Source organism: Bartonella sp. CL71SXKL (genome assembly GCF_042194935.1).
Taxonomy (GTDB): domain Bacteria; phylum Pseudomonadota; class Alphaproteobacteria; order Rhizobiales; family Rhizobiaceae; genus Bartonella.
Genome location: NZ_JBHINI010000003.1, coordinates 170,379 through 186,388, shown reverse-complemented (window position 1 = coordinate 186,388; position 16,010 = coordinate 170,379). Strand labels below are relative to the sequence as shown.

Annotated in this window: 19 protein-coding genes, 1 tRNA gene and 2 pseudogenes; 4 read left to right on the top strand and 18 right to left on the bottom strand. The window is 37.8% G+C overall.

Translation table 11 applies throughout. From position 1 onward, the window contains the following. The 11 genes and pseudogenes from ACFILA_RS02945 to folE form a co-directional block, all read right to left on the bottom strand. Positions 1-872 (bottom strand): phage late control D family protein (locus tag ACFILA_RS02945; protein ID WP_375660618.1); only part of this gene is annotated, 872 nt, incomplete at its 3' end. Then, positions 872-1,126: a tail protein X gene (locus ACFILA_RS02940; protein ID WP_375660615.1), complete on the bottom strand. Its 255-nt coding sequence runs from the start codon at positions 1,124-1,126 to the stop codon at positions 872-874. The genes ACFILA_RS02945 and ACFILA_RS02940, both read right to left, overlap by 1 nt. Continuing rightward, positions 1,123-1,584, bottom strand: a pseudogene (locus ACFILA_RS02935) (phage tail protein). The gene ACFILA_RS02940 and the pseudogene ACFILA_RS02935 overlap by 4 nt, the downstream one beginning before the upstream one ends. Positions 1,585-1,597: 13 nt before the next feature. After that, complete coding sequence (locus tag ACFILA_RS02930; RefSeq protein ID WP_375660614.1) at positions 1,598-2,011, bottom strand: hypothetical protein; 414 nt, start codon at positions 2,009-2,011, stop codon at positions 1,598-1,600. Between the two features lie 9 nt (positions 2,012-2,020). Further along, positions 2,021-2,308, bottom strand: a complete 288-nt coding sequence (locus ACFILA_RS02925) for a hypothetical protein (protein WP_375660613.1) — start codon at positions 2,306-2,308, stop codon at positions 2,021-2,023. Continuing rightward, complete coding sequence (locus ACFILA_RS02920; protein ID WP_273791369.1) at positions 2,259-2,507, bottom strand: hypothetical protein; 249 nt, start codon at positions 2,505-2,507, stop codon at positions 2,259-2,261. The genes ACFILA_RS02925 and ACFILA_RS02920 overlap by 50 nt, the downstream gene beginning before the upstream one ends. An 83-nt stretch (positions 2,508-2,590) precedes the next feature. After that, positions 2,591-2,777 (bottom strand): annotated as a pseudogene (locus ACFILA_RS02915) (Arm DNA-binding domain-containing protein); the annotation flags it as partial. A 658-nt stretch (positions 2,778-3,435) separates the two neighbouring features. Next, complete coding sequence (locus ACFILA_RS02910) at positions 3,436-3,942, bottom strand: hypothetical protein (RefSeq protein WP_273791370.1); 507 nt, start codon at positions 3,940-3,942, stop codon at positions 3,436-3,438. Positions 3,943-4,079: 137 nt separating this feature from the next. Then, the gene (locus ACFILA_RS02905; RefSeq protein WP_375637488.1) at positions 4,080-5,252 is read right to left on the bottom strand and encodes an alpha/beta hydrolase; all 1,173 of its coding nucleotides are present in this window, start codon (positions 5,250-5,252) and stop codon (positions 4,080-4,082) included. A gap of 193 nt (positions 5,253-5,445) precedes the next feature. Further along, positions 5,446-5,530: transfer RNA gene (locus ACFILA_RS02900), tRNA-Leu, on the bottom strand. 137 nt (positions 5,531-5,667) lie between these two features. Further along, positions 5,668-6,279: a GTP cyclohydrolase I FolE gene (gene folE / locus ACFILA_RS02895; protein ID WP_273791372.1), complete on the bottom strand. Its 612-nt coding sequence runs from the start codon at positions 6,277-6,279 to the stop codon at positions 5,668-5,670. A gap of 125 nt (positions 6,280-6,404) precedes the next feature. Here folE and ACFILA_RS02890 point away from each other — a divergent pair, with 125 nt between their 5' ends. From ACFILA_RS02890 to thrS, 3 genes are all read left to right on the top strand, one after another. Continuing rightward, positions 6,405-6,833 (top strand): iron-sulfur cluster assembly scaffold protein, encoded by a 429-nt coding sequence (locus ACFILA_RS02890; RefSeq protein ID WP_273791373.1) that lies wholly within the window; start codon positions 6,405-6,407, stop codon positions 6,831-6,833. Then, on the top strand, positions 6,834-7,184 hold the full coding sequence (gene yidD / locus ACFILA_RS02885; protein ID WP_273791374.1) for a membrane protein insertion efficiency factor YidD: 351 nt from the start codon (positions 6,834-6,836) through the stop codon (positions 7,182-7,184). It abuts the gene before it with no gap. Positions 7,185-7,295: 111 nt separating this feature from the next. Then, on the top strand, positions 7,296-9,272 hold the full coding sequence (thrS, locus tag ACFILA_RS02880; protein ID WP_375637487.1) for a threonine--tRNA ligase: 1,977 nt from the start codon (positions 7,296-7,298) through the stop codon (positions 9,270-9,272). A 1,101-nt stretch (positions 9,273-10,373) separates the two neighbouring features. Here the strand turns inward: thrS and ACFILA_RS02875 are convergent. From ACFILA_RS02875 to ACFILA_RS02855, 5 genes are all read right to left on the bottom strand, one after another. Next, complete coding sequence (locus ACFILA_RS02875; protein ID WP_273791376.1) at positions 10,374-10,877, bottom strand: MerR family transcriptional regulator; 504 nt, start codon at positions 10,875-10,877, stop codon at positions 10,374-10,376. A gap of 196 nt (positions 10,878-11,073) precedes the next feature. Then, positions 11,074-11,388, bottom strand: a complete 315-nt coding sequence (locus ACFILA_RS02870; RefSeq protein ID WP_273791377.1) for an integration host factor subunit alpha — start codon at positions 11,386-11,388, stop codon at positions 11,074-11,076. Positions 11,389-11,465: 77 nt separating this feature from the next. Continuing rightward, positions 11,466-12,440, bottom strand: coding sequence for a beta-ketoacyl-ACP synthase III (locus ACFILA_RS02865; RefSeq protein WP_273791378.1), 975 nt, complete (start codon positions 12,438-12,440; stop codon positions 11,466-11,468). 49 nt (positions 12,441-12,489) lie between these two features. Continuing rightward, positions 12,490-13,560, bottom strand: a complete 1,071-nt coding sequence (gene plsX / locus ACFILA_RS02860; protein WP_375660612.1) for a phosphate acyltransferase PlsX — start codon at positions 13,558-13,560, stop codon at positions 12,490-12,492. A 145-nt stretch (positions 13,561-13,705) separates the two neighbouring features. Then, positions 13,706-14,263: a DUF177 domain-containing protein gene (locus ACFILA_RS02855; RefSeq protein WP_273791380.1), complete on the bottom strand. Its 558-nt coding sequence runs from the start codon at positions 14,261-14,263 to the stop codon at positions 13,706-13,708. A gap of 221 nt (positions 14,264-14,484) precedes the next feature. Between ACFILA_RS02855 and ACFILA_RS02850 the strand changes: the two genes are divergently transcribed. Further along, complete coding sequence (locus ACFILA_RS02850; protein ID WP_273791401.1) at positions 14,485-14,964, top strand: outer membrane protein assembly factor BamE; 480 nt, start codon at positions 14,485-14,487, stop codon at positions 14,962-14,964. A gap of 76 nt (positions 14,965-15,040) precedes the next feature. On the opposite strand, the gene nusB is transcribed toward ACFILA_RS02850, so the two are convergent. Both nusB and ACFILA_RS02840 read right to left on the bottom strand, forming a co-directional pair. Then, positions 15,041-15,511, bottom strand: a complete 471-nt coding sequence (nusB, locus tag ACFILA_RS02845; RefSeq protein ID WP_273791381.1) for a transcription antitermination factor NusB — start codon at positions 15,509-15,511, stop codon at positions 15,041-15,043. 2 nt (positions 15,512-15,513) lie between these two features. After that, on the bottom strand, positions 15,514-15,969 hold the full coding sequence (locus ACFILA_RS02840) for a 6,7-dimethyl-8-ribityllumazine synthase (protein ID WP_273791382.1): 456 nt from the start codon (positions 15,967-15,969) through the stop codon (positions 15,514-15,516). Positions 15,970-16,010: the final 41 nt, after the last annotated feature.

The following is a 16,010-nucleotide window of genomic DNA, read 5'->3' as shown; positions in this document are numbered from 1 at the left end:
TGCCCACGAAACCCTTGCAATAAAAGAGGTTGATCCGCCATGACTTCGGGACGCCCCTCAAGGGTCAAAGAACCACTGCCCACAGCACGACACAACCTGTCCGACTCGGAAGCAGCAGCAGCTCGTGCTTCCTCCTCACAAGTGTAACAAGTCCGCAAACGCCGCACGGGACCGCTAAACCCTGTCTGATGCTTGACTTGGCATTGCTGCCCTTTTGAGCGATCAAAATAAGAAGCTTCAATGGTGCCATATTGCGTACGTGGCTCTAGGGTAAATTCCCAGTTGGAACAGTCGTGCTTATGGATTGCTAATGCTGGTAAATTGTCACCGCTTAAAAATAAAAACTTATTGTCCTTGATCAAAAAACGTGCCCGCATGCGATCGGCAAGGCGGGTTAAAAAATCAACCGCCGATTGATCTGTACGAATCACATAAGGCAAAGTTTGTTGAGTGAACTGAGGACTGACCTTTGCTTGATAGCCATGGCGTTTGGCAAGTGTCTCAACAATCTCACCAACAGTTTTGTGATCAAAATGTTCACTCACCTGTTCTTTGAGCTCTTTACGCATCGAGGCGCTTTTGCCACAAAGGCGCAAAATCTCTCCATCACTGCCACCACAACTTACAACCGATTCGACAACAAAACACCCCATAAATGCACTGATGCTGTTCTCATAGCCAAAGATCACCTGTAGCGCACTATTGCTTGAGGGAACCTCTAAATCATTGCCACTATCGTCAAACTCTGCTTCAAATGTATCGGCTTCATTCCCGGCATGGTCCGTAATCGTTGCGGTTAAAAGACGCTGGTAAAAAACCTCATGAACAGGTTTGTCTCCCACCTTGACCGCAATAAAAGGGTGTGTACGCATTAATCCCATAACCGCTTCACCATGCTTTGAGGATTAGAAAACACAAATTCAGGCAAAATGACCTTTAAGCCCCGCGGTAAAAACACACCATATTTGGCAATCTCTGGATTGGCTTCCAGTGTGGCTTCTAAATAACCGTTTAGTGCCCCAACTTGGATGCGGTCTCTGAACACTGCCATGGCATGGTGAAAGCAGATAAGATCGAGACTCATATCCTCTAGCTCTACAACAACATGCTTTTCTGGTATCTTCATAGAATTTGTCCCACCTGGATTTGTCCCTCTTGGTATTGTCCTTGTGGTTTTCCGCCATTGAAAAAGGGTAAGAGCGTAATGGAATAGCGGATGCGCTGGGATTGACCAGAGCAGCTAATATAGTCGTGGTCTTTATTGATCGTGGTGATCACCACGGGTCCATGAAGAAGAACACTATAGGTGGTATCATTAATCCAACGAAGCATCTGGACCGGCTTTGCTCTTCGAATAGTTGTAGTGATAGCATCAATGGCTACACGATCACCAAATTCTTCTGGAAACCAAACCCCATGAATGGTTTTGGGATTATTGCCATAGCCGGTAAATTGCAAACTGGGGGACCTGCCAAAACGCTCCATACAAACCCATGAGGCAGAAAACTCTTCTTCAAAGGATTAGAAATTCAGCCAATCCACATAAAATTGATGCGGTCCTAACATCATCAAAGGATCTCTCATAGGCTCCCTCCCCTCATTCTGTCCCGCCATGCAGGGCATTAGCGCGTGCCCGTTGCAAAGCATGGGCAACCGCACGACCAGTGGCCATGGGTTCACGCGCCCCATTAACATGCACTGTGACATTTTGATTGTGTGTGATGGGGGAACGGTCTTTGTCTCTTTGCTCTCTCGCAAATGAATTTACAGGAGAAGCCCCCGCAAATTGTGGTATGGGCTGAATGGCTGTTTTACCCCCCAAAAAACTTGGCAAAAACTCTCTTACATCAATGGAACCAATCCACCCCTTAATGCGATAGGGCAAAGATTTACAAAAATCCGTCAATTGTGAGATGGTGCCCATAAAACCATCGACAATCCAACTTGCTAAATCTTCCCCAGCTTGTTCCATACCAGCCTTGGCACCCTCAGAGATGCTTTTCGCGGGCAAAAAAACTCTTCAACCATTGCCAAAAATTGGAAAGGCTTTGTTTAGCCCATCCCCAAAAGCTTCTAAATAAGCCGGCATTTCTTTGCCATACCAACTTTGCGACAATTGTACTTCCTTCACAAGCCCCCCCCCATAATGCTGCGCCATCTTTTCGGCTAAATAAGCCCCATTGCCCCGTGCATCCAAAGCGCCCCCCAACAAACGCGGCAAACTATTCACCACATAAAATAAAATTTCTCTTTGTTGGTCAAACGGCGTATTGCGCAATTCCACCATAAACCGAACATGGCGCACCAATATCTTGTCCCACTTCCATCACCACAATCGACGTCGCATCGCCCGATCTGGCAAGATCAACACCAAAAACATGTTGGCGCCGTCGGTCAAGCCCAATATGAAGAGGTTTTAAGCGCCCCTCACACCAATTAAAAGCAGCTTGACTTCGTTGATAATCCGATTGATTTTTTAAATCATCCACACAAGCAAAACGCAACACTGCAATGTCAGGCGCACAACAATTTTCAATCTGTAAGCGTATTAAAGCAGCCGCTTCTTGATCGGCTGGTATGGCATCTAATTTTTTAAATAGAGTTTCGTAACAGGACCAAGTCCCATTTCACGGCGCTTATTGTGGTGCGTATAGCGAAAAAACCAAGAGCGTGTATTGTCTTTTCGAACATTCAACCATAGCCCTGCCCCATCTCAATAATTTACCCTGTGAAGATGACTTGACGAATGATGCTGATAACCAATGAATAGCCCTCACTTAACGCCCCTCTCGTCCACCTCTTAGATCACCTTTAATTTCTGATTTGAGATTTTTTCTTTAATACTTAATTTTTTATTGGAACATAAAAAATTATCTGCATCAATAGCTCTTGCACATATTTACATAACTTGAATCTTGTTGCAAAAGCCCGCTCCACCCTCTGGGGGTACCATATATTTTTTAATTACGTGTAGCTTATTCATTTTCCGAGTGTTTTTAAATCCAAGAGAAGGTAGAGATGAACGTGAATTTACAAAACATGTTATTTTTATCAAACTTCTTTTTTAATGCTTTAAATTCAGCTAATTTATACCAAGGAAAATATTAAAGTTTAAGTTTCTAATGAATATACTAACAACTTCATAACATTGGCAAAATTATCCGGCGAGCTATTATTAAAAGAATCAGAAAGTTTTTTGTAAATTCTTTTCACAAACATTTTCTTCAATAAAGCCACCTGATTCATCAGCCTTAACTTTAGCAAAGATATAACCAAAGTCTTCTAAAGCTTTAATGCGATAAAGAGTGTGATTATAAAATACATGTGTTTCATTTTTTAAAGCAAATTCTTTTCTTTAAAAAGGTTATAGCCTTCTATCTAACAGCGTTGTTTGCTGTAAAATTCAAATTATCTATCTGCTCAACTAAAGAACTTTTATTGTTTAGCTTTTGTGCTTTTTTCAAAGAGATGTGGGCTTTCAAGAATAAGCTTTTCTCGTGCTTTTTGTAACTGTTTAATGACCTCATCAATCTTTGACGGAGAACAAAAAGATTCTTGGCTATTCAACAAATGCAACCTCTCCTTTCCCTCATATAAACATTGCATCTGAGATTGAAGTATTCTAACTTCTTGAAAAAAAAGACGCCCTGTTTCCTTAAAACCATTATTAAGTGCAAAAAGTTGATCAGAAATGGATAGCAGAATTTGTTTTAAAAAACGCTCATTTTCTTGGCGTTTACGATATTCTAAAATAAGAGCATGGCTTATCTCATCTAACTGTTTTTTTGTAGAATCAATTTGACGCAATAAATTTGGTTTTTCCCCCATATCACCTTTTCTCACCTTCACAAGCATAGCATGAATGTCTAACAACTTAATTGCGGAATGAGATAAATAATCAACAACTGTAGGCGTATTAACATAGCGTTTCCGTGTGATCATCACAAACTCACCTAATGACTGTTTTTTACATTCATCCCGCTATTTATTTTTCATTTTACAAAACCATTCTAAAGAAAGTGCTAAAAAACATTACCTCCAATACATTATTTGATGGAGCTCCTTCTCTCTTTTCACTATCAACGTGGAATCCGTGGAGAGAGAAAACGTACAGGTGTATAAAGGATAAGATGTGTTGTTTTCTCCAACACACTACTACCATCAGCAAGAAGGGCTTGACTAGGTGACAATTCTGTACCTTGCATAATTGTGGAAGCCAAAGAACCTTCTCGAGAAAGAGCCATCAACGTTGGTGAAGATGCAAAGACATTGTGTGCTCCCCCATCCACATGAGAGAAATCAAGAACAGCTATTCCATTTTTACGCAACATTTCAATATCTGAGCCATCGCCCACACGATGATGTCCACCCGTAAGACGTCCTGAAACCGCGAGAGCTTTATCCGTTCTGGATACTAAAATAGCTGTTGGCTGCGGGAGTTTTTTTATATCATTAAGTTGGCGCTCAAATACATCAACATCAATATCGGGTGCAGCCATTAATAAACTTGTAATACGACGAATAGGCCTATATTTTCCCTGTAAAGCTAATGTTCTAAATGCTTCCATTATAACAAAATTGCCCATAGAATGTGCAATAACCGAAATTTGATCAGCATTGGTTTCACTAATAAGCGTTAAAAGCTCTATCAATCCGTCACGGGCAAAATTAGCACTATCACGATCATAAATATAAAGAGGAACAGATCCGGCAGAAGGCCAAGAATAATGCACAGCGACAACATTTAAAGAATAATCGTGTGTAAACTGTGCTGTACGAAATGTACCATCTGCAAAATTATTATTATACCCATGGATAAAAAGAAAAATTTCTCTTTTTCCTTTTGGCTTTTTTGCTAAAGCAGCATTTAATTGCTGTTTAAACTGTTCTTTATTATCGTATTTTTGCAATGCTACTGCTGCAAAATACTTATCATGTGTAGGTTTATACGCATTTATTTCAACAACTCCCTTTACATGTTGCTGAGGAATTCCTACGTCAACGCGATTATAATGAACTTTATTTGATCGCTCTGCACCATAAGGTTGAGCGTAATTATTTTGCATCATACGACTTGTTGCAACATACACTGGAACGATGGCTTTTGGAGAAACTGGTTTCCCTCCAACTTCCCTTTCTACGGCAGTCATAGAAGGTGTTGCATGCACCCCATGCCAAAGTACAGCACGTGAATCACTACATGCTGGCAATAAAGAAACACAAATAAGAAGTGTTAAATATCTCAGAATCATTATACTTCTCACTGCAATTTCACCCCACCTTATAAAAATATAACATTTCAAATGCATAGATAAAGTAATAAAAAACGAAACATTCTTAGAAACACACCAACAAATAACATACAAAAAAGATTTTTCTATAATACGTATAAATCCCCTCTCTCTAACATAACTTCATCTCATTATAGAGAGACTCACTGCTAACTGGTGCGGTCGAGAAGACTCGAACTTCCACGGGTTGCCCCACAGCGACCTCAACGCTGCGCGTCTACCAATTCCGCCACGACCGCACGTGGAAAGAAAAAACCTTGGTTTTTAGCCTTTAACAAATCATAAAGAAAGGTACAAGCCAATTTTCTTTTTCTCATAATTTATTTTATTCAGACGACTTATAACTTAATAGAGATTACGAGAAATATGGGCTCTACTATGACCTTTGAACCATCATCATAAAATGTGTTTGTGCCGCTTGATCTTTTTCATAATAACCATGAAAGTTTTTTGTAATTGTTGTAGAGCCCTGTTTTTGGATTCCTCTCATAGCCATACACATGTGCTCAGCCTCAATCAATACTGCTAAACCATGAGGCTTCAGATACGTTTTTAACGCGTGAGCCACTTGCGCTGTCATAGCTTCTTGAGTTTGTAAACGACGAGAAAAAATATCTACAACACGTACAATTTTTGAAAGACCAACAATTTTCTCATTAGGAAGATATGCTATATGTGCTTTCCCAATAATTGGGATCATATGATGCTCACAGTGTGAATAAAAAGGTATATTCTTTACGATTACGGATTCATTATATCCTGAAACCTCTTCAAAAACTGTACCTAAGGTTTCTTTAACAGATTGACTATAACCATTAAAAAGCTCGCGATATGCCTTGGCTATACGTTTTGGAGTATCTAAAAGCCCTTCTCTATTTGGATTTTCCCCTATCCATAAGAGTAATGTACGAATCGCTTCTTCCACCTCTTCAATACTCGGACGCTTTTCTTCAGATAAATTTGCGTCTTCTTTAACAACATTACGCATTCAAAAACTCCAAGCTTACTCTATACAAAGCATTTGCTCCATACCTATTTCATTTTGTATAATCTCTATATAAGCGAATTAAAAGTTTAAACAATCACGACTCTTAAAATTTCAGGCAATAGTGCATGATTGATAATATCTATAATGATAAAATACTTAAATATGCTGCACATATAGGCAAAATTGGGCGTCTTAATAATCCTGATGCAACATCAAGAAAACATGCACATCTTTGTGGCTCGACAATCACTGTAGATTTAAAAGTGGAAAATGGTATTATTACGGATTTTGCTCACGAAATACATGCATGTGTGCTAGGGCAAGCTTCGGCTTCACTTTTAGCATCTCATATCATCGGACAAACAACACAAGATCTTAAAATATTGCGTGAAGTTATCTACAAAATGCTAACGCAAAATGGTCCTTCTCCTCAAGCTCCATTTGAGGATTTTTCTTGCTTACAGCCCATTAAAGACTATAAAGTGCGCCATACAGCAACACTACTACCCTTTGATGCAACGATAGATTGCATTCAACAAATTGAAGAAAAATAAATGTTCAAATCACAATCTCAACAAAAAAAATTGACTCGAAATTACACAGGCACTTGGCAAAAAACACCCGGACGATTATTGGGAATTTTCTTAATACGTTTCTATCAAATAACACTTTCGAGCCTTATAGGCAATCAGTGTCGCCATGCCCCGACTTGTTCAGAATATATATATGAAGCGATTGCACGCCATGGGCTTTGGGCTGGTGCATGGATGGGACTCTTTCGTATCATGCGTTGTGGGCCCTTTGGAACAGATGGCTTTGATCCAGTACCTATTTCGCTTGGAAATTCTTGCTGTTTTTATAAACCTTGGCGTTACTGGAAAATTTCTGACAAACACAACAAATAATCCTTTTCTTTTTTCATATGTATTGATAAAAAATCAGTCTATAAGCTTTTTACTCAATTTTCACGAAACCATCCGCAATCGTTAGCGGAATTGGATTAAAAGGGTGTTTTTATGTCTTGCTCTATTTCTCTTTTTTTTCCCGATGGTTCAAAACGTAATTACCCCGCCGAAATGACAGGCTTGGAATTAGCAGAATCTATTTCTAAATCACTTGCAAAAAAAGCAGTCGCCTATAGTCTTGATGGTATCACGCGAGACTTATCGGATCCATTGGGACAATCTGGTCAAGTAGAGATTATTACCCGAGAAGATTCACGCGCTCTTGAGCTCATAAGGCATGATTGCGCCCATGTCCTTGCTGAAGCAGTACAAGAACTCTTTCCTGAAACGCAAGTAACAATAGGTCCTGTTATTGAGAATGGATTCTATTATGATTTTGCACGCCAACAACCTTTTACATTAGATGATCTCACTATTATTGAAAAGAAAATGCGTGAAATTATCCAACGCAATAAACCTATTAGAAAAGAAATTTGGTCTCGTGAAAAAGCGAGAAAAATTTTTTCTGAGAAAAAGGAATTTTATAAAGTTGAACTTATTGATAGCATTCCTGAAAATCAAGATTTAAAAGTTTATTATCAAGGGGAGTGGTTTGATCTTTGTCGCGGACCGCACATGCAATCTACAGGGCAAATTGGGAATGCTTTCAAATTAATGAAAGTTGCAGGAGCTTATTGGCGTGGCGATGCCAATAATCCAATGCTCACGAGAATTTATGGAACAGCATTTGCAAATGAAAATGACTTAAAAGCCTACCTCCATATGCTAGAAGAAGCTGAAAAACGTGATCATCGCCGCTTGGGACGTGAGATGGACTTATTTCACTTTCAAGAAGAAGGGCCAGGAATGATTTTTTGGCACAAAAAAGGTTGGAAAATGTTCCAAAATTTAATCAGCTATATGCGTAGACGCCTTGATGATCATCAATATGCTGAAGTTAATGCACCACAAGTTCTCGATAGGTCACTCTGGGAAATATCTGGTCATTGGGGCTGGTATAAGGAGAATATGTTCAAAGTAATTCCAGCAGCAGAAGATTCAGATCATGGGAATGTTTATGCCCTTAAACCAATGAATTGCCCTGGTCATGTTCAAATTTTTAAACATGGTTTAAAATCTTATCGTGATTTGCCTATTAGACTTGCTGAATTTGGACTTGTTCATCGTTATGAGCCTTCAGGCTCTTTACATGGTCTTATGCGTGTGCGTGGTTTTACACAAGATGATGCGCATATTTTTTGTACTGATGAACAATTAGCCGATGAATGTCTCAGTATTAATGATCTTATTTTATCAACTTATGCTGATTTTGGTTTTAAAGAAATTAGTCTTAAGCTTTCAACACGTCCAGAAAAACGAGTTGGATCTGATGCATTATGGGATCATGCAGAAAGTATCATGGAATCTGTCCTTAAAACGATTGAAACAAAATTTGCAGGACAAATCAAAACAAGCATCCTTCCGGGTGAAGGAGCATTTTATGGTCCAAAATTTGAATATACATTAAAGGATGCTATCGGTCGTGAATGGCAATGTGGAACAACACAAATAGACTTTAATCTTCCTGAACGTTTTGGTGCATTCTATATTGATAAAGATTCAGAAAAACGTCAACCTGTTATGATCCACCGTGCTATTTTTGGATCAATGGAGCGTTTTCTTGGTATATTAATCGAAAATTTTGCTGGACATATGCCACTTTGGCTTTCTCCTGAACAAATTGTTGTTGCAACAATTACATCCGAAGCAAATGAATATGCCAAAAAAATAACAGCAAAACTTAAAGCTATTGGGCTTTCCGCAACAATAGATCTCCGCAATGAAAAAATTAACTATAAAATACGAGAACATTCTTTACAAAAAGTCCCCGTAATTTTGGTATGTGGCAAACGTGAAGCCGAAACAAACAGCGTAAATATGCGCCGCTTAGGAAGTACAAATCAAACCCTTTTATCTGTAGAAGATGCAATTAAACAACTCTCAAATGAGGCAACACCTCCAGATTTGCAACGTGTAATAAATGCATAATATCACAGAAGATGGTAATACGTTAATTTTTTTACTATAAATCTTCAATTTTTGTACAAAATGAAATGATTTGATATTGTAGTGTGTTTTTGTTTCATGCACAACGACCTATCACCAGAAAGAATTACGTGCTCTCTCTACAAGGTGGTTTGGTGAAAAAGTTGAATGTAAGCTATGAGCTGTTTAAATGCAAACAACATAGACAATTGAATATTAATAATAACATTAATCTTTTACTTTTATAATGAAAAGATGCTGCTACTATCATGGATAGATCATTACGATAATTATAGCAACATCAAGCAAGAAGGCTGAAAACAAGATTATATTTATTAATAAAAAATATGTAAAATTAGCTGAACAATGATATGTCTTATTCGTAAGATAAGCTCTTATAAAAAGACAAGATATTGATTTATAATGGTAATATATCGTTATTCATATTAAATAAGGTTTCGAATATCATAGGCTTCTCTCGTTTTAAATATGTTTATGTTGAATCTATCAAAATCATTTGCTTGCACGAAACAAGCAGAATGAGTGTGTGGATAAAAATTATTGAGAAAGGACTTTTAAAATGCCCACAATGAACCGCCTAAAGTGCTAAGGATTGTTGCAATCATTGAGGACCGGCTATAACTATAATGATGATGCTGACTTGCTTCTTTATAAATGTAAAAATAGCAGTACTTAACGGGTTTGCCATTATATCATTCACGAGGCATCATGGTAAAATAAGCTTAAGGAGCCTTAAGAAACATCTCTTTAAAACAAGCACATGAATTGGTAAACCAATGGCATCCTACAATCTACACTGATGAGACATTGCCTTAACTTTTTATAAAGCCAAATCAAAGAAAAATGGCAAAACTCAGCGTTTATTCTTTCTCCTCTTCATATTTTACCAAATAAAAAAACTCGTTAAATATACACATACGATACATTACTACTCGTTGAACGTATAAAACTCTGGGCACACCATAAAACGTCTAATCTCTACGAAACACATTGCCACGCTCGACGCTAGATATTGATTTGTAAAACAATTTCAAAACACATGTTTTGCTAAAAAAACACATATAAAATAAAAAAATATTATTATTATCGTGCTCTATCAAGAACACGCTTACATTCAATGAGTTCAAACAGAATCTCTTGTAACAATGCTTTATCAGTTTTATCTTTGTAAAGATTCACAGAACCGACAGATGTTTCTCCTTCATTCCTCATGAAACTCAAAAGCCCAAAAGAAGATTTCTTAGGCTTATTACTAGCATTTTCAGAAGTTTGTCCTGCATGTTTCTTTTCTATGACCACATTCATAGCATCAAGATCACCATTACCAAATGCAGTCACAAAAGCAACACCATTTTCTTTCAAAAGGCGTTGCACACCTTTTATCGTATAACCCTGATCATATAGTAACTGCTTAATACCATTGAGCAAATCAACATCGACAGGACGATAATAGCGCCTTCCTCCCCCACGTTTCATTGGTTTAATCTGCCTAAAACGTGTTTCCCAGAATCTTAAGACATGCTGCGGAAGCTCCAATAACTCCGCTACTTCGCTAATTGTGCGAAAAGCATCAGAGCTTTTATCCATTTTGCAACACCTTATTTAAAACAAAATAAATTACTTCACAATGACTCATTCTGTCTCAATTTCTCAACAAGATTAGTCAAAAATAAGACCATCATTGATACCTTACTCAACAGTCTTTTTCTAAAAAACAAAGACCCTTATTTTATACATTTTTTTAACAAATACCAAACATACCATGGCATTTATTTATGAGATATCATTTTTTCTGTTTTGCACGATGCGAATCTAAAATTCTCTGTTTAAGGACATTGGCAGCCTTAAACGTCACAACACGTCGCGGCGGAATAGGTGCTTCAACACCTGTTTTTGGATTGCGTCCAACACGTTCATTTTTACTGCGAACCTGAAAAGTTGCAAAAGAAGATAATTTAACCGCTTCACCTCTTACAAGTGAGTTGCAAATCTCATCCAAAACCAATTCGACTAAAGCTGCTGATTCAGTATGTGACAAGCCCACTCTTTTACAAACTACGCTCGCTAAATCTGCACGCGTTACTGTCTTACTTGTCATTATAACCACCTATTAAAATATTTAAAATTACAAAATGACTTATACGTTTTCTTGAAATATGGTCAAGTAGCCATAATTTACCAACGAATAAGAATTGCTCCCCATGTAAATCCACCTCCCATGGCTTCTAACATGATAAGATCTCCTTCTTTTATTTTTCCATCGCAAACAGCTGTTGTTAAAGCCAACGGAACTGATGCGGCAGACGTATTACCATGTTGATCAACGGTAATCACAACTTTATCTAGTGAAATTCCCAACTTTTTAGCAGATGCTTCAATAATGCGCTTATTAGCCTGATGAGGTACAAACCAATCTAGTTGTGAAGAATCCATACCTGCAGCTGCAAAACAATCATCAACCACATCCGTTATCATACCAACAGCATATTTAAAAACTTCTCGTCCTTCCATACGCAAATAGCCTGTCGTTTGTGTTGTTGAAGGTCCACCATCAACATATAGCTTATCTATATAAGCACCATTAGAGCGCAGTTTTGCAGACAATATACCACGCTCAAAAGCAATAGTCCCCTCAATTTCTTGAGCTTCCAAAATAGCGGCACCCGCACCATCACCAAACAAAACACATGTCGTACGATCTTCCCAATCTAAAATTCGAGAAAATGTATCGGATCCAATAACTAAAATTCTTTTAGCCGCTCCACATCGTAAATAAGAATCTCCTGTTGTTAAAGCAAAAATAAAACCAGAACAAACAGCTTGAATATCAAAAGCAAATCCATGGCTCATTCCCAAAGCATGCTGAATTTCAACAGCAGAAGCAGGAAAAGTACGATTCGGGGTGGACGTTGCTAAAATAATACAATCAATGTCTTTTATTGTAAGACCAGCATTTATAAGGGCGGCTTGCGCAGCCTCAACTCCTAAAGAAACAGTTGTTTCATTTTCACTGGCAATATAACGTTGGCGTATTCCTGTACGCTGAACAATCCATGAATCTGACGTTTCAACAAACTTTGCAATCTCATCATTTGATAAACTTCTTTTTGGCAAAGCACTTCCTACACCACGTATAATTGAGCGAATCATTCAGCTCTTACCTTTTCTTCAAATTTTTCATTTCTATTATAAGAGCTTATCATAAGGACTCTCCATTCATCACCGCTTCATCTTCTTGGTCAAGAAGTGTTTCTTTATTCTCATGAAACCGCCGTAAATCAGCCGTTATTTTTTTTAAAAGTCCATTATTAACCATTTCATAACCAACGCGGATAGCAGAAGCAAAACCATTAGCATTGGCACTGCCATGACTTTTTATAACAACACCATTCAAACCTAAAAGCACTCCTCCATTCACCCTATCGGGATCCATTTTATGTTTCAGTATACGAAAAGCACTCCGCGATAAAAAATAACCAAGAGATGTTAAAAAAGAACTGCGCAGTGCAGAGTTTAAAATCTCCCCTATCTGTCGCGCAGTTCCTTCTGCGGTTTTTAAAGCAATATTACCAGAAAACCCCTCTGTCACAACAACATCGACCGTTCCTTTTCCAATGTCATTGCCCTCAACAAATCCTTTATATTCCAATCCTTCTAATTGCACTTCACGCAATATCATTCCTGCTTTTTTTATTTCATAAAGTCCTTTAACCTCTTCCACCCCCACATTTAAAAGCCCAACACTTGGTCTTTCAGTGTGATATAAAGCGCGAAACATACCCGCTCCCATAACCGCCAAATCAACCAACTGACTAGCCGAGGCACCTATTGTTGCTCCAATATCTAAAACGATACTCTCACTGCGCAGTGTTGGCCAGATACCAGCAATACCAGGACGCTCAGCCTCTGCAAGCATTTTCAAACAAAAATACGACATGGCCATAAGTGCACCCGTATTACCAGCAGAAATGCAAGCATCAGCTTCACCATTTTTTACCGCTTCAATGGCGTACCACATTGATGATTTACCACGTCCATTACGAAGTGCTTGGCTTGGCTTTTCATCCATGCGTGTATAACTTTCTGTAGGGCAAAAGCGCGATACAGAATCCAAACAGGGATATTTTTTTAAAACCGGACGAACAGCCTCCTCTACTCCATAAAACAGAAAATAAATATTTGATAAATATTTTTGTACAATTGCTGCTCCTGCAATAGCTGCTTCTGGACCGTAATCACCGCCCATGACATCCACAGAAATTCTAATCACGCTTGCATATCCCACATCTTTTCATTTTTAAATACATATTATGATTTTTGGCTCCTGAACACTCACACAGCACATCTTGCGAAAATATCGCTCCGCAGAAATGCCGTTTAGCATACAAATAGATATTTTTTGTATGTTTTTACAATCACTTCCAATTTTTCAAAACAGAAAATGGAGAGAATTTTTGCTCTGCTTCTTCTAAATTTTCAACCATATTCATCTGTATCCCCTCTTTACGTGGATAATGATTAATAGACAACTCAAAAAACTCTTCCATGATTGCACCAATATCAATTTTATCATCATAAAACACTTCAGGAGTATCAAGCCCCTCCACATCTAAAAACAATTCTCCTGTATCCTCTGATATTTTAGGCTTCATCAAATTTGAATCTTCAGGAACAAAAACAACCTCAATATTTTCACAAAGGATATTTTCTAATGGTTCTAATGTAACAACACATAACTGCAGTATACGCGCTTGCAATAGACCTTTTATACGCACTCCGCGTTTTTTCCACGGGAAAATATGGAATTTTCCCTCACAAGATTTTACTTCAATTAAATTATGGTTCTGGGCTAAATGTGTACATTCTTTTTTATTTGCACAAAGATGAACCCTTATACCTTTAGCAGGTAGAGAACGTACGGATATTGGATAAGCCAAAGCAAATGTCATTTGAGGAACATTTTGAACATTCATTGACAACTCCCAAACATAAAAACGCATAAAGCACTGTGTTTTTATTTATCTCAAGTATTTATGCATTTTTTTCTTTTCTAAAGAAATTCTATATGGCATAATTTGCTTTATAACAGGGAAACTCAGTGTAAGCTACGGTAGATTAAGTTAAAATTAGAAAAAACTTGAGGTTGCCTTCTTGTCCTACATCTCAGTATAAAAAGGAGATATCATTGTTTCAAATGCCTCACATAATAGCCTTAATCAAACGTAAATTATTAATTGGTCTATCAATAGCAAGCATAGGAATGCTTGCTGGGTGTAGTCTTCTTGATTCTTCAGGTTCGAGCCAAATTTATAGAGAGGGCTATGTTCTTGATAAAAATGCTTTAAGTTCTATCTCTATTGGCTCAAGTCAAGAGCAAGTTCTTTTAACTTTAGGGACCCCTTCATTAAAAACAAAATATGATAATGAAGTTTTTTATTACATCTCACAGACACGTTATCGTGGGATGCAGTTTATGAAAACAAAGATTATTGATCGCAAAGTTTTAGCCATTTACTTCAATAAAAATAATCAGGTTGCAAAAGTTGCAAATTACGGATTACAAGACGGTCAAGTGTTTGATTTTATTACACAAACAACGCCAACTGTAACAAAAGAACATCCTTTCTTAATTCAAATTATAAAAGGCCCTGCGAATTTGCCACGCCATAACTAAATCATATAGTCTACATACCGTTTCAATATTATAGGTCTGATACTATCAGACCTAATAATAGGGGAATTTGTAGCTCTTAGAGGCGAACTTTTTTTGCCATACTGTCGAGAACTGCATTAACAAGTTTTGGTTCATCACCTTCAAAAAACGCCTTTGCTATGTCAACATATTCATTCATGACAACCGCAACGGGGACATCTTTACGGTTGATCAACTCCCATAAACCTGCTCGTAAAATTGCTCGCAATATAGAATCAAGACGTGAAAGAGACCACTCTGCTGAAAGCTGTTGATGAAGCAGAGGATCAAGCTGCTTTTGATCTTTTACAACACCCGTTATAATCGCCAAAAACCATTGAAAATCAGCTTCAAGATACTGCTCTCCATCAATATCTTTTCCCAAGCGATAAGCCTCATACTCAGCTGCCGTTTCCAACACCCCCGAACCCACGATATCCATTTGATAGAGTGCTTGAACTGCAGCGAGTCTTGCTGCTCCACGTTTATTGGCTGAACGCGGAAAATGTCTGCTTTTTATATCAGCCATATTTAACGATTATCTCCAAATCTCTTTTTTAGAGCGATCATACATAAAGCAGCTTCAGCCGCAAAACCACCTTTATTTTTATCATCTAGTTTTGCACGCACCCATGCTTGTTCTTCATTTTCAACAGTCAAAATACCATTTCCAATAGCCAAGTGCTGATGAACAGTTAAATCCATCAATGCACGACAAGAATCATTAGCAACAATTTCAAAGTGATATGTTTCACCCCGAATAACACAACCAAGAGCAACATAACCATCATACGATATCTTATTTTTTTCAGCAAAAGCTATTGCACTTGGTATTTCTAATGCTCCAGGAACCGTTACAACATCATAACTTGCTTCAGCTTTTTGCAAAGTATTCACTGCACCTCTCAAAAGCGCATCAGAAATCCCCTCATAAAAACGTGCTTCAACAATCAATACGTGAGGCTTTTTACGTATCTCTTTCATCATAATGGAATTCCACAAAAAACGAATCAAAAAAATCAGGGTTA

Coding starts and splice junctions, on each gene's coding strand:
- thrS (WP_375637487.1), top strand. CDS start 7,296: ATGTCTTGCTCTATTTCTCTTTTTTTTCCCGATGGTTCAAAACGTAAT.
- ACFILA_RS02910 (WP_273791370.1), bottom strand. CDS start 3,942: ATGATCACACGGAAACGCTATGTTAATACGCCTACAGTTGTTGATTAT.
- nusB (WP_273791381.1), bottom strand. CDS start 15,511: ATGGCTGATATAAAAAGCAGACATTTTCCGCGTTCAGCCAATAAACGT.
- ACFILA_RS02840 (WP_273791382.1), bottom strand. CDS start 15,969: ATGATGAAAGAGATACGTAAAAAGCCTCACGTATTGATTGTTGAAGCA.
- folE (WP_273791372.1), bottom strand. CDS start 6,279: ATGCGTAATGTTGTTAAAGAAGACGCAAATTTATCTGAAGAAAAGCGT.
- ACFILA_RS02855 (WP_273791380.1), bottom strand. CDS start 14,263: ATGAATGTTCAAAATGTTCCTCAAATGACATTTGCTTTGGCTTATCCA.
- yidD (WP_273791374.1), top strand. CDS start 6,834: ATGTTCAAATCACAATCTCAACAAAAAAAATTGACTCGAAATTACACA.
- ACFILA_RS02905 (WP_375637488.1), bottom strand. CDS start 5,252: ATGATTCTGAGATATTTAACACTTCTTATTTGTGTTTCTTTATTGCCA.
- ACFILA_RS02890 (WP_273791373.1), top strand. CDS start 6,405: ATGATTGATAATATCTATAATGATAAAATACTTAAATATGCTGCACAT.
- ACFILA_RS02870 (WP_273791377.1), bottom strand. CDS start 11,388: ATGACAAGTAAGACAGTAACGCGTGCAGATTTAGCGAGCGTAGTTTGT.
- ACFILA_RS02940 (WP_375660615.1), bottom strand. CDS start 1,126: ATGAAGATACCAGAAAAGCATGTTGTTGTAGAGCTAGAGGATATGAGT.
- ACFILA_RS02865 (WP_273791378.1), bottom strand. CDS start 12,440: ATGATTCGCTCAATTATACGTGGTGTAGGAAGTGCTTTGCCAAAAAGA.
- ACFILA_RS02875 (WP_273791376.1), bottom strand. CDS start 10,877: ATGGATAAAAGCTCTGATGCTTTTCGCACAATTAGCGAAGTAGCGGAG.
- ACFILA_RS02850 (WP_273791401.1), top strand. CDS start 14,485: ATGCCTCACATAATAGCCTTAATCAAACGTAAATTATTAATTGGTCTA.